The organism is Longilinea arvoryzae, from assembly GCF_001050235.1.
In the GTDB taxonomy this organism is placed as follows: domain Bacteria; phylum Chloroflexota; class Anaerolineae; order Anaerolineales; family Anaerolineaceae; genus Longilinea; species Longilinea arvoryzae.
Map to the genome: position 1 here is coordinate 3,902,124 of NZ_DF967972.1, position 21,231 is coordinate 3,923,354.

Sequence of the window (21,231 nt, forward strand, 5' to 3'; positions counted from 1 at the left end):
ATCCAGGTCTGGATGGACCCTTTAGAGAATAATATAGCAGGAAATTGTGAAGAATTTATAAACAAATCGTATAGAATTTGTAAAGATGCATCATCCTCGAAGATCCAATTCGAAAGGCGTCAGGCAAATTTACCGGTATACGCCTGGAAGGCTCGCTGCCGGGCGAAATCGTGTTCGACGATCGGGGTTGGATAATCCTGCCCCAGAATCACATGGAACTCTTGCTGACCGGTGTTGGACATCTTCCAGGGGGTGTGGATATACTCTGATGGAACATCCGCCAGTTCAGGCAACCAGCGGCGCACGTAATGACCGTCCGGATCGAATTTCCTGCCCTGCAATACCGGATTGAAGATGCGGAAATAAGGCGCAGCGTCTGTTCCGGTTCCGGCAACCCACTGCCAGCCGCCGTTATTCGCCGCCGGATCGCCATCGATCAAATTCTGTATAAACCAACGCTCCCCGGCCTGCCAGTGAATCAGTAGGTGCTTGACGAGAAACGAAGCACAGATCATGCGAGCGCGGTTGTGCATCCAACCCGTTGCAGCCAACTGGCGCATGCCCGCATCCACCACCGGGTAACCCGTCAGGCCGCTCTGCCAGGCCTGCAGATCCCGCATATCATCCCGCCAGGAGATGCTGTGCGATCCCGTCCTGAAAGCATTCCCGAGCACATTCGGAAAATGATACAGGATAGATTGGAAGAAATCGCGCCAGATCAATTCATTCAACCACGCTTCGCAACCCGCGCGCGAAGCGGTATCCGGCGCAACTCCGGCAGCCTGCCGCACCGCCGCGGCTGCCTGACGCGCCGACAGCATGCCAAAACGCAAATACGGCGAAAGCGCGGATGTGCTGTTCCGATCGAGCCGGTCGCGTCCGACAGCGTAATCGTAAATCGGAGCATCCAGGAACTTCGCCAGACGGCGCCTGGCCTCGCGTTCACCCGCCGGAAAACCGTCTGGCGCCGGCCAATCGGGTAAATCGAGCGAATTGATGTCTGGAACCAATGGCAGTGTGATTGGAGCCGGTAATATGCAATCGTTGGCCGGCAGCGCCTTCCAGGCGCGGCTATAGGGTGTAAACAGGGTATACGGCCTTCCATCGGCCCGCAGGACGGCCGATACCGGCTGAATATTCAAACCCGCAACCAATTGCAGCTTCAGTTGCCGGGCAACGGCCGCATCCCGCCGGCGGGCATAGGGTGAGACATCCTGCTCGGCAAAGATACTCTCGATCGGAACTTCCCGGCCCAGGCGTTCGAGTTCGACCACAGGATCGCCGCTGCGGACGATCAACCTGGATCCCAAACGGCGTAAATCGGCGTCCAATTCGCGCAGCCCGGCGAAGAGAAACGCCTGGCGTTTTTCCGCCGGATTCGCCAGCAAGCGTTCATCCAGGATGAAAACCGGCAGCACCCCGGCGCCATCCCTGATTGCAGCACTCAGCGCCGGGTTATCTTCCAGCCGCAGATCGCGCCGGATCCACCAGATGTTCATTTACTGCCGTTCGCCCCTGGCCAGGGATAAGATCTCATCCCGGCTGGCGAAAGTGCGCACCAGCTTGCCGTCCTGCATCTGTAATATGCGGTCCACATATTGGCACATGCGCAGATCGTGAGTGACCATTATGCCGGCGCGGCCCTGTTCGTGGATCAGGCCAGCGAATGTCTCGACCACCTGGAATGCGCGTTCCGTATCCAGGTTGGCAGTGGGTTCATCCGCCAGGACCAGGCTTGGATTATGGATTAATGCGCGGGCAATCGCCACACGCTGCTGCTGTCCGCCCGACATCTGCCCCGGCAGGTTGTGCAGGCGCTCGCCCAGACCCAGGCGGGCCAACAGCTCACGAGCCCGCAGCCGGCCAGTCTTATCAAGCTGGTTATTCAGGCGCAGCATCAATTCCACATTTTCCAGCGCGCTCAGGTAGGGTACCAGGTTATTGGCCTGGAATGTGAAACCGATCTTCTTTCGGCGCATGGACACGCGATCCACCTCACCCATGGCAGCCAGGTTCTGCCCGTCCAGCAAGATTTGACCGGAAGTAGGTTGCAACAGCGCAGCCAACATGGAGAGCATGGTCGTTTTTCCCGAGCCGCTTGGGCCCACCAGGGCAACGAATTCGCCGGCTGAAACCTGTAAGGAGACGTCGTTGACAGCCTGAATGGTCCCCGAGTCGCTGGTATAGGTTTTGATCACCGATTTGGTTTCAAGAGCATAAACTGTCATAGTCGCATCCATCAAGAAGATAATCCCAGCGCCTTGAGCGGTTCGATGCGCACGGCGTGACGAATGGAAACCAGCCCACCCAGCGGCCCGATCAGCAGCAAAGCAATCACAGCCAGCGCGGATGTCGTGCCATTGAAGACGATCGGTATGGTGGGCGGGAAGGAGAGAGAGAACAGGAATGTCAGCAGCCCGCCAATCGCCACCCCGGCAATCGTGACCACGGCAATCTGGATCACAGACGCAGCCGCCACGATTGGATTGGTTGTGCCGATCGCTTTGAGCACACCAATCTGGGATACTTTTTGCAAAATCTGAATCTGGAAGAAACCGCCGATGACCAGAATGCCAATGAACAGGGTGAATCCCCCCTGGGTATTGAGCGTGCTCTGCTGGGCTGAATAACCCGGCAAGGCCTGGATGGCTTGTTGAATTGTGGCAATCTCAATGTTATCCACCTGGGATGCCAAGCGGGCGCTCACGGTTTCAATTTGAGCTGGATCTTTCAACTTAACCAGGATGACATTGGCAACCGGGTTCGAACTGTTGACCTCGGCCTCGGATTTCGGACGGATTCGATCCCAGGTATAGAAGGGAACAAATATGGAGGGTTGCAGGGAAAATTGCTGGCCGTCGGCGATTCCAACCACCCGCAAATCGTAAAATTCATCCTGGGTGCCCTGCGTCACCCGCAGCGTCAATGTGTCGCCGACGCCGAGTTTGCTGCGCAGGGCTGTATTGCGATCCAGGATGACTTCTTGAGCCAGATCGGTGCTGAGTTGGCGGCCTGACGCAACCTGCGGCTCGCCCGGCCTGCCAGGTTCCACACCCAGAAGCGCCACCTTCAACTGAGGTACATTCGCCGTCAATACCACATTGGTGCTGGCTGTGCCCAGCATTCCGGCGTCCGCAACGCCATCTACGCGCCGTACAGCCGCCAGGCGGTTACGCCCCAAACGGCTGGCCTGAATGAGCGTATCCGACCTGGCCTGATAAACGATCAACTGGGCATCTATTTTGGAGATATATTCACGGTTTCCGTTACCCAGGCCCTCCCCAAGCGCTGCAATGAACAACACCAGCAATGTGATCAGGGCAATTACCAGGCTGACCAACAAAAAACGTCCGCGGTTGCGCCAAATTTCCTTGATCGCGAGGAAACTTGATATGGATAAAATCTGTCGCATGGTCTTTTTCCTGTCAGTCTAGGGGAGAAAATGAACGGCGGCGGTCATGCCCCAGCGCATTCGCGGATCACTTTGCTCCAATCGGATCGTCGCGGTATATGTGATATCACCGCGCTTTTCTTCAAAGCGAGCATTGATCTGGGTCACTTCGCCCTGCAAAGGAATGTCGGGTAACGCATCCAGCACGACTTCCACCTTTTGGCCGACACTGACCTTCGGGATTTCCATCTCTGTCAAATTGTCTGTTTCGATGTTCCAACCGGAAAAATCCACGATTTGCAAGATTGACGTCCCGGCGGCGACCCGCTGCCCGCTCTGCACTGCCAGGTCGACCACACGGCCAGTGATCGCCGCTTTTAGCACATGGGCATCGATAAATTCCTGAGCGCCGTCCACGGCAGCGGAGGCTGTTTTTACTCTCGCCTGGGCTGCAGACAGTTGATCCGGGTCGACACCCTGGCCATCCTTAATTTTCTGGTAGGCCTCTTCGTTTAATTTTTCGGTAGCTACCGCAGCATCCAGCAAAGCTCTGTTCTCATCCGAGCTGTTCGCATCGAAACTTGCCTGAGCCTGATCGACCCCGTCCTGGGCCCTCAACCAGCTCAATTGGGATTGCGCCAGATTGAGATCCGCCGAAGCCTGCAGGGCATCCAATGCCTGCTGAGCGGACAAAGCTTCCTGCTCGGCGCGCGCTAGTGCTAATTTCGCATCCGATGTTACCATCAGACGCGCCAGAACCTGCCCGGCTTGAACTTGTTCGCCGTCCTTGATCAAAACATCGATCACCTGGCCCGAAAGGCTAAAGGATTGTTCCATCGAGTTGATTGGAATCAACCGGCCTTCAGCGATCAATCCTTGCGGTTCAGGCGTCTGTGTCTCCGCCGTTGTTGTATTGGAATTGACGTTGCAGGCCGTGAGGCTCAGGACCGCCGTAAAAATAATCATGAATAAAAACGATTTCTTCATCTGATTCTCTCCAGGTAATTAAATCAAGATTGGACGCCTGGCCCAAGTGGGCCATCGAAGGGTTTGTTCCAGCCGGTTGATAATACGCCGCTCAATAACAGATCCAGGGCCGGGTGGTCGGCAATGTGATCATAGTAATAAGGCAAAACGATTTTGCCATCTCGGTTGATAATAAAGGTGCCTGACATTTGCATGGCATCCTGCCCGGCTGGCGGCGGTTCGACGATATATCCTTTCTTGCGCGAACGGGATACCGCCGACCAGACTTTTGGGTTCAGAAACGTCTGGAAAAGATCGCCGCGTTCCAGGCCATAAGCCCGGAAGGCCTTTCTTTCCGGATCCGCCAGGCAGGTCAATCCTGGAGCATACTGGCGGGCGAATTCGGCGCTTGTTTCAGGTGTTCCCTGCAAGATGACCACGATCCCCAGACCTGCCCGAGAAATCTGCTCCGTTCCGGAGACCAATTCTTCGAGCATTTCCTTACATTGGGTGCAACCAAAATGTCGCGTGAAAGCCAGCAGCAGGGGACGTTCCTTCCACAGGCTGGAGAGGGTAACGGCTTCTCCGACGGTATTTAGAAGCGTTACGTCCGGAGCATTATGGTTGAAATCGAAATGTTGTTTTTTAGGCATGTTATTTTCCCTTCCAGGAACGAGAATGCTTAATTCCCGTCCAGATAATTGCGCAACCAGCCGGTAATTCGCATACCCGACTCGCCCATTTCGGATTCGATCGCCTCCCGATAGGCATCCAGGTAGGGTTTCAACCGTCGGATGGAAATCTGCCGGCCGGTCAGCAGTTGGCCGACCCACGCGAGGTCGTTTTCCATCCAGGCCGGATCGCCCAACTCAAGCGCTGCTGCCAGGCCCTCCGCAAAGAAAGCATTGACTGTGGCCATGTATTCGCTGGCCAGGCTTTTTTCTTGCAAGCCTGCCATCAAGCGCATTTCGATTTGCGGCCATTTGGCTCGGAAGCGCGCGGCAATTTCCAGGTCGGTTTCAGATACGAAAGTCGACTCGGGATAATGCACCGGATCAGCCAACAATTCCTCCACCCTTTCCACGCAGTTTTCGAGTGTGTCGCCGAGGTAAAAACCCGGGATTTTCTCGCGTAACCCCGGAATGCGTTTGAAAATCAATCCGCCGTACGCCATGGGGATTTTAGCCTGTTGAAACAAAACAGACGCGGATCGCAGGGCTGCCGCAGTGGTGAGTTGTTGGGCTGCCAGCACAACCAGGTCCGGGCGAATGGATGCTGCGGTTTGCTGCATCTGATCCAGCGGAATATTGGCACCCAATGAGATGACATTCAATCCCCGCCGGCGCAGGAGCAGGGTTAACAACCGGATCGGGAAGCTGTGCCACTCACCTGCCGGACAGCCGACCAACACGGTTTGCTGTCGGGTCGGGTTGGGGGTGGTGCTGACTAATGTATCGATGCGGCGAATCGCTAGCCCCGTGGCGAAATGTTCCTGCTGTACCGTTGCCTGACCTTGATGCCACCAATCGCCCATCTGCCGAACGCCTTTCTGTAAGATCTCAAAACATACCGTCTCCACCGACGCAATCCCAAATGCCTGATTGACGGTGTTTTCCGCTTTAGAGTCGTCGAAAACCAGGCAGGCGTTCAGCCATTCCGTGCGCAGCGTGTCCAGGTGATCTTCTTCGGCAGGTGGCGCTGGTTCGCGGACCTCAATCGTCGGCAGGTACCCCTGGAGTGGGTCATGGCCGGCTGCGGAAAGCTCCTTCCACAATTCAACTGCTCGACTGATGCTCAAGCCTTCTATTTGGCGCGCGTGAAGCCATTTGAGAGTCGCCACATCATATTCGGAATACAGCCGATGGCCGCCGGCAGTTCGCTGTGGTTTGGGTAATCCATAACGCCGCTCCCAGACGCGGATCACATCCGGCTGCAGCCCGGTTTCCTTCATGACAGCGCTCAGGTTATAGATCGCAATTCGGCTGATGGGTTCCATAACGTTTCTTTGAAGCGTTCTTTCTATCCTATTTGACGTTTTGGTGAAAAATCTGGCTTTACATTGTCGATTTCCTTTTTATTATAAGGAAAAATCCATATTTTGTCAATATAGTATTTAGACAATATATTGACAAAAGGTCCGATTTTTGTTATCCTTGATTTGTACAGGCAGAACGATCACCTTTCGATCCAAGAATGAGAATTACGAAACGAGGAAAGCAATGCCCAAAGTTGACCTGAATGCTCCGGCCCCCGATTTCATCCTTCGAGATTTTCGCAACCAGGAAGTTCGTCTGTCGGATTTCAAAGGACGCTCGAACCTGCTGCTGGTGTTCAACCGCGGTTTTACCTGACCCTTCTGCCAACGGCATATGGCGCAGTTGCGTCAAGACTATGACAAGTTTGTCCAGAGGAATACACAGATCGTGGTAATCGGTCCGGAAGATGCCAACGCCTTTGCTGCCTACTGGCGCGACAATCATTTACCGTTCATCGGTTTACCCGATCCGCGGGCCAGCGTGCTCAAAAGGTACGGTCAGGAAGTCAACCTCTTCAAATTGGGACGTATGCCGGCCCAGGTAATCATGGATCGGGAAGGAATTGCCCGATTCGTTCACTACGGCCATTCGATGTCCGATATTCCGGAAAATGAAGAATTATTCGTATTGCTGGATGGTTTGAATACCATGGAAGGAACAAATCCATGAACCTGCTGACGATCTTTAAAATGATCGCCGCGCTGGGGACTGCCGCCACAGGCTTTCTGGCGTTGGTCAGGCCAACTGCCATCTATGGATTTACAGGTCTCATTGCTGAAGGGCCGCGCGGCATATCCGAGATTCGCGCCATTTTCGGCGCCCTTTTTATCGCTCTCGGGATTGCGCCATTCCTGTTCGGGGCGACCGCCTACCGGGTCCTGGGCCTTGGCTATCTGACCATCGCTCTGGTGCGGCTGGTTTCGATCTTTATCGATCGTTCCACCTCCTCATCGAACCTGATCAGCCTGGCGATCGAGATCGTTTTCGGGATCATTCTCATTCTGAGGTAAGAAGATGAGCGTTCGAATACTCACCGACAGCACCTGTGATCTACCAGCCGAGATCATTTCCCAATTGGGCATTACCGTTATTCCACTCTATATCCACGTGAATAACCAGGATCTTGCGGATGGAATCGATATCTCACGTGAAGCCTTTTATCAGAAGCTGCCTCATTTTTCTCAGCATCCCTCAACGGCCGTTCCCTCTCCGGCCAAATTCCATGCCATCTACGATGCGCTGGCCGAGGAAGGCGCCAGCGAAATTCTGTCCATCCACATCTCCGAAACGCTCAGCGCGGCTGTGAATGTGGCTCGCACGGCCGCTGCCGAGACCACATCCGTACCGGTCACTGTATTCGATTCACGCCAGCTCAGCCTGGGCACGGGCTTTCTGGTGCAAACCGCCGCTCAGATGGCGTTGGCCGGCAAATCCGTAAGCGAGATTCTGCCCGTACTGGAAGATCAAATCCAGCGCACGCATGTCTGGGCTGCCCTGGATACCCTCCACTTCCTGCGGCGCAGCGGTAGGATGAACGGCGTCATTTCCACCATCGGTGACCTCCTGCAGATCAAGCCCATTCTAAAAATGTATGCCGGGGTTTCAGGGGTGGAACGCGTTCGCACCCACCGGGTTGCACAGGCTCGCTTGCTGGAAATGCTGGTTATACTCAGTCCCTTCGAAAGAATAGGCTTCCTGCATTCAGGCACCCTCGAACAGGCGTTGGAATTACGCGATAAAGTGCGGCACCTGCTGCCGGAGAAGGAAACCTTGTTTGAGATGATCAATCCGGTGTTGGGTGTCCATATCGGTCCCGGGGTGGTCGGCTTCGCCTGCGTTTCGAAAGAATAATGGAGTAAAACGTCATGTCCATCTCCTTCCTGGAAATCTACGCCATCGGTCTGGCAGTTACGCTGGGGTTGATGACCCTGCTCTGGTTGGTCAGCCTGCGCCTGAATAACGCCAGCATCGTGGATATCTTTTGGGGAAGCGGTTTCGTCATTGCTGGCTGGCTGTTCTTTGCACTCACACCGGCGGGATATTTAGCGCGTAAATTGTTGATCGCCGGCCTGGTAACGATTTGGGGGCTGCGGCTGTCGATCCACATCCTGCTGCGCAATTGGGGAAAACCCGAGGATTTTCGCTATCAAAAATGGCGCAGAGAGGCTGGCGGCCGGTGGTGGTGGCAAAGTTATTTTCGGGTATTCTTGCTTCAGGGTATCTTATTGTGGATGATTTCCGCGCCTCTTTTAGCAGCCCAATATTTTCCACAGCCTTCCCCAATGGGTCCCCTAGATTTTCTGGGCGTCATTTTTTGGGCGGTGGGTTTCTTTTTCGAAGCCATGGGGGATCTTCAGTTGGCGCGTTTCAGAGCCAATCCTGAAAATAAAGGCAAGATTCTCTCCAGCGGCGTGTGGCGATACACCCGCCATCCCAATTACTTCGGCGATTCGGCCCAATGGTGGGGTTACTACCTGATCGCAGCCGCAGCAGGCGGCGGATGGTCCATTTTTAGTCCCGTTTTGATGACGCTCTTCCTGCTGCGCGTCTCGGGCGTAACGCTGCTTGAAAAAACGTTAATCGACCGGCCGGGGTATCTGGAATATATCCAGTCGACCAGCGCATTCATCCCCTGGTTCCCACGAAAAAAGTAAACCCGGTTTGTTCGGATTTACAAAGATCCGCCGGCAGAGGCGGATTTTTGTTTCCTCAGACAATGCTCCCCGATGGTTGATGTTTATCCTCTCCGGGCCAATGTTCTTGACAGAAACAATCGTCCGGAATACGATTCAGCCAGTTAATAGTTAGCCACCTAAATATTTTGGACAGGTTGAAATGAAAATCGGAGATTTGCATAAATTACTGGCCCGGGTCTACCGCATCCATCGCAAGTGTTCCTACACGCGCCTGGCGCAATTGGATGTCACCCCCGGCCAACCGCGCCTGTTGGATTATTTGATCCAGCATGACGGCTGCATCCAGAAGGACATCTCGACCGACTGCGATCTCGAACCGGCCACGGTGACGAACATCCTGATCGGCATGGAAAAGTCCGACCTCATCCGGCGGGAATGCGATCCGAATGACCGTCGTTCGATGCATGTTTATCTGACCGAAAAAGGAATGCAAACCCACAAACAGGTGGAAGCCGTGTTTGCGCAGCTCGAGGGAGAATGTTTCGAGGGCTTTTCGAAAGACGAAAAAAAGCTTTCCATGCAGTTGATGCAGCGCATGTATGAAAATCTAAAAAAAGCCGATGGAACGAGCCTAGATGCTAAATCTGATCAATAAGTACCTCAAGGGCCCCGCCCGATTTTTCGCGGTCCTGGCGCCGCTGACGATGCTGGTGGAAGTGTTCATGGATTTGCAGCAGCCGACGCTGATGTCGGATATCATCGACGTCGGGGTCGCCAATGGAGACATGGCTTACATCCTGCGCATCGGGCTGAAGATGGTCGCGTTTGCCGTCATCGGCTTTATCGGCGGCGCCTCCTGTTCGCTCTTCGCCTGCAAAGCGGGCGTCAGTATGAGCGGTGAACTGCGCCAGGCGTTGTTCGAGAAGATCCAAAGCCTGTCCTTTTCGGAAATCGATCATTTCAAAACCTCCTCGTTGATCACCCGGATGACCAATGATGTCATTCAGGTTCAAAACATGCTGCTGATGATGCTGCGCATCATGGTTCGATCGCCCCTGCTCTGTCTGGGCGGCATCGTCATGTCCTACTTGCTGAGCCCCCAGCTTTCACTCATTTTTTGCGTCATTCTGCCCATCCTGATCGTCAGCATCTATTTCGTGCTTCTAAAATCGATCCCGGTGTTTACACAGGTGCAAATCCGCCTGGATCGGGTGAACACGGTCATGCGAGAAAATCTCCTGGGAATCCGGGTCGTAAAATCCCTGGCCCTGGAGCCCAAACAATTTGAGCGGTTCACTGGGGTGAATGATGCCCTGACCGAAAAGAGCATCCAGGCCCAGAACATGACCTTTCTCCTGATGCCTGTCGTGACGCTTTTGATGAACGCGAGCACCGTTTTCATCCTGTGGGCCGGCGGAAATATGGTCATCCTGCACAATTTCGAAGTGGGCAAGATCATGGCCTTTGTCAATTACATGGTGCAAATCACCAATTCTCTGATGATGACCATCGGCCTGGTGATCAATATTTCCCGCGCGCAGGCCTCCGCCGAGCGGATCGACGAGGTGTTCGCCACCCAACCCACCATCCGCGAAGACCCCAGACCCCAGGCGCCCGGGAATTACGACATCGAGTTCAGGAACGTAAGCTTTCGCTACGGCCAGAGCGGTGAACCCGTCCTCAAGAACCTGAGTTTTACCGTTCGCCAGGGCGAGACCCTGGGCATCATCGGCGCCACCGGGTCCGGGAAGAGTTCGCTGGTCAACCTGATCCCCAGGCTGTACGATGTCAACACGGGGCAGGTTCTGCTCGGGAACGTGGATATTCGTAAGGTCGGTCTTGAAGAACTGCGCCGGAATATCGGCATCGTGATGCAGGAAAGCATCCTCTTCTGGGGGACCATCCAGAGCAATCTGTGTTACGGGGATGAGAATGCATCGGAGAACGATTTAATACGAGCCAGCGCAGACGCCCAGGCGCTCGATTTCATTCAGGCGCTTCCGCAGGCGTTCGAGAGTCCGGTGGAACAGCGCGGCCGGAATTTCTCGGGCGGCCAGAAGCAGCGCCTCTCGATTGCGCGCACCCTGCTCAAAAAACCCAAAATCCTCATCCTGGATGATGCCAGCAGCGCGCTGGACTTGAAAACCGAATCGAAATTACGCGCTGCCCTGATCGCCCGGGCACGGGGCAGCACCCTGATCGTCATTGCCCAGCGCATCTCGGCCGTCATGGAAGCCGACCAGATTCTGGTGCTCGATCATGGTGAAATTTCGGCTGTCGGCAACCACAGCGAATTACTCCAGACCAGCGAGATTTATCGCAGCATCGCCGTTTCACAACTGGGGGAGGAGGTCGTCACCTATGGCAGTCGCTAATTTACCCGGGAACATCATCGGCCGGCCGCCAGGCCCACCACCCAACGAACGATTCTTCAGGCAAAAGGCCAAACCCCGGAATACTCGCCGGGCCGTCCAAAGGCTGCTGAATTACCTGGCGAAGAAGAAACTCGCCCTCGGACTGGTGTTTGTATGCGCCGCGGTCAGCACACTCATCGCCATCCTGGGCACACGCCTGAACGGCTATACCGTCGATCATTTCATCAAAACCGGGGATATCCGCGGACTGGGTTCGATTTGCCTGGTGATGTTGGCCATCTACGGGGTGAATGTCTTTTCGACCTACGCACAAAACATCTTGATGATCTCCACGGCTCAAAAAACGGCCGCCGACATCCGGCGCGACCTGTTTGCCAACCTGCAACAGCTGCCGCTGCGCTACTTCGACACCCATTCGAGCGGCGATTTGATGAGCCGCCTGACCAACGACGTGGATAACATCAACCTGGTGCTATCCCAGGGCGTCGTCCAGCTTTTTTCCGGCATCGTCATGATCGTTGGCATGCTGATCGCCATGCTGCTGCTCAGCCCTTTGCTCACCCTCATCGCCCTGGCCACGACGCCGCTGATGTTTATCGGCACCCGGTTCATCGCCGGAAAGACCCAGCCGTATTTTACGGCCCAGCAGCAGGAACTTGGGCAGATGAACGGCTTCATCGAGGAAACCCTGTCCGGCCAAAAGGTGGTCAAACTCTTTTCGCACGAGAAGAAGGCCCAGCAGGAATTTTCCGAGATCAATCAGCGCTTGACCCAGAGCGCTGCGATGGCGCAGGGCTTATCCGGCGTGATGGGGCCAATCAACAATGTGACCAATAACCTGACCTATCTGGTGATCGCTGTTTGCGGTGGAATCTTCATCGTCAAGGGCATGAACATGACAGCCGGCATCGTTTTTTCCTTTTTGCTGTACATGCGCAATTTCACCCGGCCCATCAACGAAATTTTGAACCTCCTGAATACCGTCCAGGCTGCCCTGGCCGGCGCCGAACGGGTTTTCGAAGTGATCGACGAAGAAAAGGAACACGATCGTCCCGATGCGCAGGCAATCTCGCATATCACTGGGAATATTTCCATCGACCACGTCGGTTTCTCCTACATTTCGGACAAACCGGTTCTGAAGGACGCCGTCCTCAGCGCCATGAAAGGCCAAACTGTGGCCATCGTCGGCCCGACCGGCGCCGGCAAGACCACCATCATCAATCTGCTGACCCAATTCTACGATTTCGACTCCGGCCGGATCTGGATCGACGGGATGGAAATTCACCGGATTACTTTGCGCAGCCTGCGTGAGAACATCTCCGTGGTCCTCCAGGACCCATTCCTGTTCTCCGAAACCGTCCGCGAAAATATCCGCTACGGGCGGCTGGATGCCACCGACGATGAAGTCGAAGAGGCCGCCAAAAAAGCCCAGGCGCACGAGTTCATTCTGCAGCTCCCGCAGGGCTACGACACCATCCTGACCGATAACGGCGGAAACCTGTCAGAAGGGCAGCGCCAACTGTTGAGCATCGCCCGCGCCATCCTCGCCCAATCCTCCGTGCTGATCCTCGACGAGGCCACCTCCTCCATCGACACCCGCACCGAGGTCCTGATCCAGAACGCCCTGTTGACGCTCATGCAAGGGAAAACCTGTTTCGTTATCGCCCATCGCCTTTCGACAATCAAGAACGCCGATAAGATCGTGGTGATCGATGACGGCCGGGTGGTCGAAACCGGTACACATTCCGAACTCATCGCCCGAAACGGTTTCTACGCCGGCCTGTACAACAGCCAGTTTACAACCGGGATGGCTCTGTGAACGTCGGGCCTGCTTGGATGGTAGGATTGCCCGCCGGACTGGCTGTTCATCTGCGCGAATCAAAATATAATTGCTTAGCTTCTACCGGATCTTCTGACCATCTGCACTTCACTCCATAGCAATGAAAGGATCGTACCCGTGCTTCAAGAACGCGTCAACCAATATTTCGAGAATAAGGAAAGCACGTTTGTCGACGCCATCTCCAGATTGATCGCCGTCAAAAGCGTTCAGGAGAAACCTTTACCCGGCATGCCATTCGGCAAAGGACCGGCGGATGCCCTGGCTCTGGCCCTGAATATGGCCAATGAATTGGGCTTTTCGACCGCCAATTTCGACAATTACGTCGGCACCGTCAATCTCAGCGACCGGGAAACCCGCCTGGGGATGCTGTGCCATCTGGACGTGGTCGGCGAGGGCATCGGTTGGAGCACCCCACCGTACGAGGCGGTCCTCAAGGATGGCATGCTCTACGGCCGCGGCTCGAGCGACAATAAGGGCCCGGCCGTGGCGGCCCTGTTTGCATTGAAAGCCGTGAAAGACCTGGGTATTCCGCTCCAGTACAATGCCCGCCTGATCCTGGGCACGGATGAAGAAACCGCATCCTCGGATATCGTTTATTATTTCGAACGCCAGCCCGCGCCGCGGTTTGTCTTCTCACCCGACGGGGCCTTCCCGGTCACGAATACCGAGAAGGGCGGCTTGAAAACGACCTTTACAAAGAATTGGAGCGTTTCCGAAGCGCTCCCCCGCGTCACCGCAGTCAAAGGCGGCGCCATCATCAATGTCATTCCGCAGCAGGCCGAAGCCTGGGTGGAAGGGATGAGCGTCGCCGAACTCCAACCCATCTGCGAAGGGGTTGCGAAGACAACCGGGGCAGAATTCAACATCACCCGGGAAAACGGTTCGGTCAGGATCCTCGCCGTCGGCAAGGGCGGACACGCCGCCATGCCAGAGAAGAGCAACAACGCTCTGACCGCCCTGCTGACCCTGTTGTCGGCGCTGCCGCTGGCCGAGAGTGAAAGCGCGCAGGCCATTCGCGAACTGAACCGGCTCTTCCCGCACGGCGATTATTACGGCAAGGCCATCGGTATTGCCCAATCGGACGAGATCTCCGGACCGCTGACCCTGTCGTTCGATATTTACGAACAGACCCTGACGGGTTTCTCGGGCCGCTTCGACAGCCGCACCCCGCTGTGCGCCACGCGTGAAAACTCGTTGGACGTGGTTGCCCAACGCTTTGCCGGGCTGGGGATCGCCCTCGAAAGCAAGGTCACCGCGCCGCACCACACGTCCTGCGACTCACCCTTCATTCAGACTTTGCTAAAGACCTACGAACAGTACACCGGGCGCAAGGGATTCTGCGAATCGACCGGCGGCGGCACCTACGTTCACCACATCGATGGCGGCGTTGCCTTTGGCGCCATGATGCCCGGCTTCGAGTCCAAGATGCACGGCGCCGATGAGCACGCCAGCATCGCCGACCTGGTCACCGCATCCAAGGTCTTTACCCAGGTGATCGCCGACGTGTGCGGTTAGGAATCTGCCCGGGCTGGATTCGGGGGACCGGGATCCGGCGGCGAAGGGTTGGCAGTAAATTCACGAAAAATAAAGCCCAAAAAAGATAAAAGCGCCCGAAAGCGCTTTTATCTTTTTTGCCAATCCAGGTTCACTTACTTCTGCACGAAGGGAATGAACACCTTATTGTCATTGGCAGCCTGCTGCAAAATCGTACAGGTCCCGCTCGAGACCAACAGTGTACCGTTGATCGGATTTTTCAAGACGAAATAGAAGAACTTGTCCGGGTCTTCCGGATTGGACGGCAGAATTTCGACGCTGACCTTCTGCGTGAGGCTCTGACCGGCCAGGAAAGTCAATTTAGCTGACCATCTGACGTAATCCACGCCGTCGACCGCCGAAGCCGCGTAGGTATAGTATTCCACGCTGGCGGATTTTCCGGCTCCAAGCGCCTTGTCGATGCTCACGGTAAAGGTACAGTACGTCTTGGGTGTGGCGGACGTGGGACGGATGACCTGAACGCTGTCCACCGCGAATGCCACGTCTGCGAGGCTGATGGTGCCAATGAAATTGGAATCCAGGGCATCGGCTCCGGCCAGTGTGATGTTGATCGAGGTGGGTGTGAAATTGTAACCCTGCAAACCGGGGGACACAAAATAATTCCCGTTCTGCAGCCCTGAGAAGCTGTAATAACCATTTTCATCAGTCACCGTGTTGAGTTCGTTTGGCAGATCTCCCTGCAGCAGGACAGATACGCCCGGTAAGCCGTCTCCAACCGCGGTGTCCTTGGTGATCCGGCCGCTGATCGTATAGGTGGCGGGTGGGATGACGGCATTCCCCAGCCAGGGATCGAAGGCCACCCGGTCGCTGACCCGGCTGCCGAGTCCGGGGATGTTCAGCGTTGGATGGTAGGGCCCACTTGCGTCGCCCCAATAATTGGACGTGGCGTCGAAGGCCGGCGCCGCGCAATCCGGCAGCGCGGGAGAATAACCATTCAGGTTGTTATTCTCGATCCCATTTTGGGTGGTTTTGGTGCCGAACAGGTCGTTGTTGTGCGCTTTGACGCACAGGTGACCGGTCTTTCCGGCGCCGCTGGGGTTGCCCTGAATGTGAATCGTATTCAGGTAGAAGGTCGAATGCGAGATCCCCGCCGATATATCGCCGTTATCCAACGCGGTGAGGCTGATGCCGGTGGTGTTTTGAGTGAAGGTGCAATGGTCGACCGTGGTCAGGTTATTCAGATTGACCCCGCCATCGAAATAAATATGCAAACCCTTCGTGGCATACCGGACGACCGCATTGTGGAAGGCATTGGAAGCTGCAAGCTGCACTTCGCCCCAATCTCCGATGGTCGGGCGAGTAATGCCATCCCGATTCGTATCCCCGTCTGCCGAATCATCCTTGATGGAGGTGAAGATAACCGGTTGGGTATCCGTGGACAACAGATTCAAAGTCCCCTTGACCACCATCATCAACCTGGTGGCAAATTTGAATACGGTTCCGGCCGGCACAGCGACCGCCGCATTCGCCGCATTTGTGGCACCGACGGTGACATTATCCTGGGGTTTATACGAAAATCCATCATCACTGACCGTCAGCGGGAAGTTCCCGACGATGGCGTAAGGAACGCCTTCAATACGGACGAGTTCGCCGGCGTTGTTCCACGTGCCGGCCATGCCAATCGCGGGGAAGAGGTTGGGCGATGCGGCCAGATAGGCCTGCGGGGCGGCGGGAGCTGCGAGGGGCTGGTCGCCGGGTTTCAGGCTTTCCAGGACGGCCTGGGTGCCTGGTGCATCCAGCCCGCCGATGGCTAGATCTTCCACCGGGTTGGTCTCATTACCCGAGGATGCCAATCCATCGGCCGCCAATCCGTTTCCAAGGGCGGACCGACCGTTGATCTGGTTGGCGCCGGTGAAGGAGGGATAGGAAGTGCCCCCCAGGAAGATCGGGTAGTAGGCAATGTTGGTAAAGGTGTTGTTCTCCAGCACCGGGTTTATGATGCCCGTGGATTTATCGTGCGCGACGGTCAAAACGCCGTAGTTGCTATCGTGAATATTGTTATTCCGCAGGGTGGCGTTGATATTGCCCTTGCCCGGGTAAATAACCGTACTGGAAACCTGGCGCCAACCGACCACGAGGACGATGGCCGAATGGCAGTTGGTAAACTCGGTGGTTTCGATCAGGGTCGCGATTTGGGTGTTCTCCGGCCCATCGTAATACACCCCCAATCCGGCGGTCGAGTAATAAACCTTTAAATCGTGGATGTGGTTATTCTTGCCGGGATAATCGTTCAGCCAGACCGTCTTCCAGGCCGAGCGCGAGATGGACTGGGGTTGCGGGGCTGCATCGATGTTGCCGCCGTAAGCATCGTCCAGATAGGATGTAAAAATGATCTCCTTGCTGGGCGAACTTTGCAAATTAAGATAACCATCCGCGTAGATGTATTTATCCGCCATGAATTTCACGATCAGGCTCTCGGGCAACGTGATGGTTGGCGTGTAATACACGCCATTTTCCTGGATGAGCGTTTCCTTCACCACATAGGGCATGTCCTGATTGAAGGTATTGTCGTGCACCTTCGACCAGGTCGCATCGCGGCACCAGGTGCCGCCCACCGCAATTGCCGGATGGGTGTTGGACCAGAAGAGGTTATCGGTGTACGTCGGGTTCGAAGACCCCTGCAAGTACAGCGGGAATTGGCTGTGCAGGCTGAAATTATTTTGAGTCAAAGTTGGATCGGCCGTACCGCAGTGCAGCGCAACGCTGGTATCCGTCAGGGTGTGGATTCCATAATCGTTGGATACGAAGATGTTGTTTGCCACATTCGACAGGATGTCGTAATCGGATCCGATTTTGAAAGTCAAACCGTTTGTATTCAGCTGGAAGGTGTTGTTCGTGATTCCCAAATTAAAATCGTCGGGAGACGGGTTTGTAGCAGACTGATGAATGACCAGACCGTCTTTCGCGTATTGAACGGTCGCATACGAGAAAGGCCCGGAGGCCGGGTTGGCCAGATAAATGCCGCCCCAATCTCCGCGCGCCGGGGCCGGATTGGGCGTGGGCGCGCCGTTCGTATCACCGCCCACCGAATCATCCCGGTAGGACGTGAAGTAATTTTGCGCGCTCGGACCGGTCGTCATGTTCAGCGAACCATAGAAGTGCAGTTCTTTTGAAACATCGAATTTAAAGACCACCCCACCGTCCATGGTGGTCGGGGTATTCCAGTCGAAATTTGTAGTTAAAGAGACAACATACGGGACCAATTGCCCGTTCAAGGGCGCGTCCGGCCCGGCCATGATCCGGGGCAGCCGGATACGGAACAACGGATCGCTGCTGACCGCGCCAAAGTAGCCGCCCAGCGCGATGGCTGTGTGGGCGTTATTGACAAATTGGTTGCTGGGTTCGAAATATTCGAGGGTGGCCGAACCATTCAGGAAAATGGGGAAAGTGGTATTGCCGATGAACTGGTTGTTGCTCAGGGTCGGCCGCGAAAGGCCGGTTACCTTCGGGGTGCTGTTCAGGGTATCCCTGGCGAAAGTACCCAAACCGTACGAATTGTATTGGAAGACATTATTGCTGATGAGGCTGGTAATGTCGTTCGTCGCCTGGATATCCAGATACAGGCCGAAATTGTTATATTCAAAGACCGAGTTCCCAATGGCGGCATCGAATGGAGCGGACACGGCTGTATTCTTGTTTTCCACGTGCAAGGCTTTATCGCCGTAGCGGAAAACCGTGTTGAGGATTTCACTATCCGGATGGCGGATTAAGAATTCTCCCCAATCTCCCGGCGTTGGCGAAATGCCAACCCCGCCATCCGTTGCCCCTCCAAAAAAGCCGTCATAATACGAAGTAAATATGATCGGGGCCTCCGGGGTGCTTTGTAATTGCACCTGTGAGGCTGCATACAAGTACGAACGATTATTCCGTTCGAAGTTATTGACAAAGAATTTGACGATCGTCCCGGCCGGGAAGGTAAATACTCCGGTGGTATCAACGCCTCCGGCAATGTCTTTGTTTCCAAACCACACCTGCCCGATCACGAGATAGGGAAGCGGCGAAAGGCCCTGCCCGTCGACGGACGAAAATTCGACGGATGAACGCCACTTGCCCATAATGCCAATGGCCGGATGAAGGTTATCGATAAATGTATTATTGACATATGTTGGCTGGACGGTATTTTCCAGTAAAATCGGCACACCGGGGTTCGTATCCGTCTTGACAGTCGGAACGATGCCCTGCTTTTCGAATGTGCAATCTTGAATGGTCGGTTGAATGCGCGAATTCGGGTTATTGGAAACGGCGCTAAAGTGCAAACCGTTTTGATTTCCAAGAAATGAATCCTTGACGATTACCGGTAAGCGGGGATTATTCTGGGTTGTGGTCGTTTCATACCACAGGCCGTTGACGGCATAGCGGAAATTAATCCATTGGAAGAGATAGTTTGGATCGGTCGGTGCGCGTTGGTCGCGAAAATCAACGCCTAACCAATCGCCGGCCAGGGGTTCGGTATCGAGATCATCCCCGTTCGTATCTCCACCGATGCTGTCATCCCGATAAGAGGTAAAGGTGATGGGGTCCGCCTCGGTGGATTGGAAAACAACCCCGGAAGAATTGGTGGCATAGATCGTCAATCCGGGCACCGGGTCGGTGGTCTTTGCCAGGTTGTAGCGGGTGAAGCTCTTGATTACAGCACCGGCCGGAATGGTCAGAGTCGCCGACCCGGAGACTTCCATCGGTGCCACGATGACGAACGGCATGCCGTCCACGATGGTCAACGCGCCGCTGCCGTTGAAAACACCCCCCAGACCGATGCCCAGTTTATCCGCGGGATCGATATAACCGCTGATCGTATTGCTGTCGTAGGTTGGGAAGGAGGTGCCATAAAGATAAATCGGCAGAATCGAATTATTGTTGAAGTCGTTATTCGCAAGCGTCGGATTGACCTGGCCATTTCCGTTCGTGCGCCGGGTGCAAAAGCCGTATTTATTCTCGGTAAAGGTATTTCCGCTGACCAATCCGGTGATCGAACCGTTGTTTTGGAGCGACAGGGTAAGTCCGCAGGTATTCTCTACGAAAATGTTATCCGAGATCACCGGCTGGTATGTGACCGCCCCGGCGTTGTGAATGTTCAATCCATCCTTGCCGTACCGAACATTCAGATATTGAACGGCCGGGTCCAGGGTATCCCAGGCAGCCAGTTGAACCGAATCCCAGTCACCCGGGGCCGGCAACGTCTGCTGAATATCGCCATTGGTGTCCCCACCCGCGGAATCGTCGCGGCCGGAGGTAAAAACAACGCGTTCAGCATCGAGAGGCGGAAGCTGACTAAAAGTAAAGCGTAAATCCCCGCTCACCTTCAGGCCTGTTAAATTGGTCGCGGTTGCCGGGTCATAAGGAACCCAGAATTTGACGATCGTCCCGCCCTGGATGGTGAGCGTGGCGCCAGCCAGAACTTCGATGTCATTCATTACATAATAAACATTGCCCGCAGTCCAGATCGTATTCGCTGCAATGTTGCTGTTCACAATCACCACTGGCCATGGAGCATCCTGGTGCTGGCTGGAAGCCTGAACAGGCCATGCGCTCTGTAGGGATAAAAATAAAACAAGGACAAGAATAACCGGCAGGAATGGACGATGGGTGGTCTTATTCATTTGACTCAATCCTTTTATATGGAAAAACGAGCAAAAAATACTTGCCTCTGAATAGTATATATTGCGGCACCGGGTTGTCAACTTATCAACACCTTTCGATTTTATAAGGCTTCCCGGTGGCATCCCAGGCGCCAATGACCCCGGATTGGATGTTATTATCCGCCGATCCGGCTGGCGTCAGAGGCCGGTTCCGTGAAGGTGCAACAATTGTTGCATTTCAAATTGATTTGAGCTATACTCAAATGCAACAATTGTTTCAACCGAGGTTGCTATGAACTGGCTCCTATTCTCATCCCAACTTCCCACTCATCCATCCAGCCTGCGCGTGAACGTCTGGCGAAAGCTGCGCGCGGTCGGCGCGTTGGGCCTGCAAAACGGCGTCTGGCTGCTGCCAGACCGGCCCGATCAAACCCAATTCCTCGCGGTTTTATTGGAGTGGATCCAGAAGCAAGGCGCCAGCGGGCAAATATTCCGTGTAGCGCCGCTCGACGCGGCCGTCGAACAGGACATCTTGTCCCGGTTCCGCACCGAACGGGAAGAAGAATATATCGAATTTCTCGAACGCTGCCAGGAATTTCTGGCGGAAATCGAAAAGGAATCCGGAAAGCAAAAATATACCTTCGCCGAGTTGGAAGAAAACGAACAGGATCTCCAACGCCTGGAGGGTTGGTTCGAAAAAATCGTGAAACGGGATTTTACAGGTGGCGAGGTGGCGGGGCAATCCGCTGTTGCACTGGAAAAATGTCGAGCGTCCTTCGAGGTCTTTTCCAACGAAGTGTACGACCGCCAGGCCTCCGTACCCGGGCAGAACTTGAATTTGACGGAAAAATAGTCAC

General features: G+C 55.0%; 16 protein-coding genes. 9 read left to right on the top strand and 7 right to left on the bottom strand.

The window, feature by feature from the left end:
- Positions 1 to 119: 119 nt before the first annotated feature.
- Genes LARV_RS17515 through LARV_RS17540 form a run of 6 tightly spaced genes read right to left on the bottom strand, consistent with a single transcriptional unit; the run spans position 120 to position 6,353 of the window.
- Positions 120 to 1,499 (bottom strand): cryptochrome/photolyase family protein, encoded by a 1,380-nt coding sequence (locus LARV_RS17515; protein ID WP_075074856.1) that lies wholly within the window; start codon positions 1,497 to 1,499, stop codon positions 120 to 122.
- Positions 1,500 to 2,228, bottom strand: coding sequence for an ABC transporter ATP-binding protein (locus LARV_RS17520; protein WP_075074857.1), 729 nt, complete (start codon positions 2,226 to 2,228; stop codon positions 1,500 to 1,502).
- Positions 2,229 to 2,239: 11 nt separating this feature from the next.
- Complete coding sequence (locus tag LARV_RS17525; RefSeq protein ID WP_075074858.1) at positions 2,240 to 3,412, bottom strand: ABC transporter permease; 1,173 nt, start codon at positions 3,410 to 3,412, stop codon at positions 2,240 to 2,242.
- A gap of 18 nt (positions 3,413 to 3,430) precedes the next feature.
- Positions 3,431 to 4,378 carry an HlyD family secretion protein gene (locus tag LARV_RS17530; protein ID WP_075074859.1) on the bottom strand — a complete coding sequence of 316 codons (948 nt, stop codon included), beginning with the start codon at positions 4,376 to 4,378 and terminating at the stop codon, positions 3,431 to 3,433.
- Positions 4,379 to 4,401: 23 nt separating this feature from the next.
- Positions 4,402 to 5,010, bottom strand: coding sequence for a peroxiredoxin-like family protein (locus LARV_RS17535; RefSeq protein ID WP_075074860.1), 609 nt, complete (start codon positions 5,008 to 5,010; stop codon positions 4,402 to 4,404).
- Between the two features lie 29 nt (positions 5,011 to 5,039).
- Positions 5,040 to 6,353 (bottom strand): MerR family transcriptional regulator, encoded by a 1,314-nt coding sequence (locus LARV_RS17540; RefSeq protein WP_075074861.1) that lies wholly within the window; start codon positions 6,351 to 6,353, stop codon positions 5,040 to 5,042.
- Positions 6,354 to 6,576: 223 nt separating this feature from the next.
- Between LARV_RS17540 and LARV_RS17545 the strand changes: the two genes are divergently transcribed.
- The 8 genes from LARV_RS17545 (at position 6,577) to LARV_RS17580 (ending at position 14,759) form a co-directional block, all read left to right on the top strand.
- Entirely contained in the window at positions 6,577 to 7,062 is a 486-nt protein-coding gene (locus LARV_RS17545; protein ID WP_083522674.1) for a peroxiredoxin family protein, read from the top strand.
- A complete protein-coding gene (locus LARV_RS17550; protein WP_075074863.1) occupies positions 7,059 to 7,403 on the top strand; it encodes a DUF4345 family protein in 345 nt (114 codons plus the stop codon). The genes LARV_RS17545 and LARV_RS17550 overlap by 4 nt, the downstream gene beginning before the upstream one ends.
- A gap of 4 nt (positions 7,404 to 7,407) precedes the next feature.
- A complete protein-coding gene (locus LARV_RS17555; RefSeq protein WP_075074864.1) occupies positions 7,408 to 8,244 on the top strand; it encodes a DegV family protein in 837 nt (278 codons plus the stop codon).
- A gap of 14 nt (positions 8,245 to 8,258) precedes the next feature.
- Entirely contained in the window at positions 8,259 to 9,047 is a 789-nt protein-coding gene (locus tag LARV_RS17560) for a DUF1295 domain-containing protein (protein ID WP_075074865.1), read from the top strand.
- A 181-nt stretch (positions 9,048 to 9,228) separates the two neighbouring features.
- The gene (locus LARV_RS17565) at positions 9,229 to 9,684 is read left to right on the top strand and encodes a MarR family winged helix-turn-helix transcriptional regulator (RefSeq protein WP_075074866.1); all 456 of its coding nucleotides are present in this window, start codon (positions 9,229 to 9,231) and stop codon (positions 9,682 to 9,684) included.
- Positions 9,665 to 11,404, top strand: coding sequence for an ABC transporter ATP-binding protein (locus LARV_RS17570; RefSeq protein WP_075074867.1), 1,740 nt, complete (start codon positions 9,665 to 9,667; stop codon positions 11,402 to 11,404). The genes LARV_RS17565 and LARV_RS17570 overlap by 20 nt, the downstream gene beginning before the upstream one ends.
- Positions 11,391 to 13,223: an ABC transporter ATP-binding protein gene (locus LARV_RS17575; protein WP_075074868.1), complete on the top strand. Its 1,833-nt coding sequence runs from the start codon at positions 11,391 to 11,393 to the stop codon at positions 13,221 to 13,223. The genes LARV_RS17570 and LARV_RS17575 overlap by 14 nt, the downstream gene beginning before the upstream one ends.
- A 138-nt stretch (positions 13,224 to 13,361) precedes the next feature.
- Positions 13,362 to 14,759: a Sapep family Mn(2+)-dependent dipeptidase gene (locus LARV_RS17580; RefSeq protein WP_075074869.1), complete on the top strand. Its 1,398-nt coding sequence runs from the start codon at positions 13,362 to 13,364 to the stop codon at positions 14,757 to 14,759.
- A 134-nt stretch (positions 14,760 to 14,893) separates the two neighbouring features.
- On the opposite strand, the gene LARV_RS17585 is transcribed toward LARV_RS17580, so the two are convergent.
- Positions 14,894 to 20,395, bottom strand: a complete 5,502-nt coding sequence (locus tag LARV_RS17585; RefSeq protein WP_075074870.1) for a carboxypeptidase regulatory-like domain-containing protein — start codon at positions 20,393 to 20,395, stop codon at positions 14,894 to 14,896.
- Positions 20,396 to 20,666: 271 nt separating this feature from the next.
- On the opposite strand from LARV_RS17585, the gene LARV_RS20255 reads away from it, so the two are divergent.
- Positions 20,667 to 21,227, top strand: coding sequence for a Chromate resistance protein ChrB (locus LARV_RS20255; RefSeq protein ID WP_075074871.1), 561 nt, complete (start codon positions 20,667 to 20,669; stop codon positions 21,225 to 21,227).
- The last annotated feature ends 4 nt before the right edge of the window (positions 21,228 to 21,231 follow it).

Bases quoted from the DNA above. Each gene is read 5' to 3' on its own strand.
- LARV_RS17515 (WP_075074856.1), bottom strand. From the start codon at position 1,499: ATGAACATCTGGTGGATCCGGCGCGATCTGCGGCTGGAAGATAACCCG.
- LARV_RS17520 (WP_075074857.1), bottom strand. From the start codon at position 2,228: ATGACAGTTTATGCTCTTGAAACCAAATCGGTGATCAAAACCTATACC.
- LARV_RS17525 (WP_075074858.1), bottom strand. From the start codon at position 3,412: ATGCGACAGATTTTATCCATATCAAGTTTCCTCGCGATCAAGGAAATT.
- LARV_RS17530 (WP_075074859.1), bottom strand. From the start codon at position 4,378: ATGAAGAAATCGTTTTTATTCATGATTATTTTTACGGCGGTCCTGAGC.
- LARV_RS17535 (WP_075074860.1), bottom strand. From the start codon at position 5,010: ATGCCTAAAAAACAACATTTCGATTTCAACCATAATGCTCCGGACGTA.
- LARV_RS17540 (WP_075074861.1), bottom strand. From the start codon at position 6,353: ATGGAACCCATCAGCCGAATTGCGATCTATAACCTGAGCGCTGTCATG.
- LARV_RS17550 (WP_075074863.1), top strand. From the start codon at position 7,059: ATGAACCTGCTGACGATCTTTAAAATGATCGCCGCGCTGGGGACTGCC.
- LARV_RS17555 (WP_075074864.1), top strand. From the start codon at position 7,408: ATGAGCGTTCGAATACTCACCGACAGCACCTGTGATCTACCAGCCGAG.
- LARV_RS17560 (WP_075074865.1), top strand. From the start codon at position 8,259: ATGTCCATCTCCTTCCTGGAAATCTACGCCATCGGTCTGGCAGTTACG.
- LARV_RS17565 (WP_075074866.1), top strand. From the start codon at position 9,229: ATGAAAATCGGAGATTTGCATAAATTACTGGCCCGGGTCTACCGCATC.
- LARV_RS17570 (WP_075074867.1), top strand. From the start codon at position 9,665: ATGCTAAATCTGATCAATAAGTACCTCAAGGGCCCCGCCCGATTTTTC.
- LARV_RS17575 (WP_075074868.1), top strand. From the start codon at position 11,391: ATGGCAGTCGCTAATTTACCCGGGAACATCATCGGCCGGCCGCCAGGC.
- LARV_RS17585 (WP_075074870.1), bottom strand. From the start codon at position 20,395: ATGAATAAGACCACCCATCGTCCATTCCTGCCGGTTATTCTTGTCCTT.
- LARV_RS20255 (WP_075074871.1), top strand. From the start codon at position 20,667: ATGAACTGGCTCCTATTCTCATCCCAACTTCCCACTCATCCATCCAGC.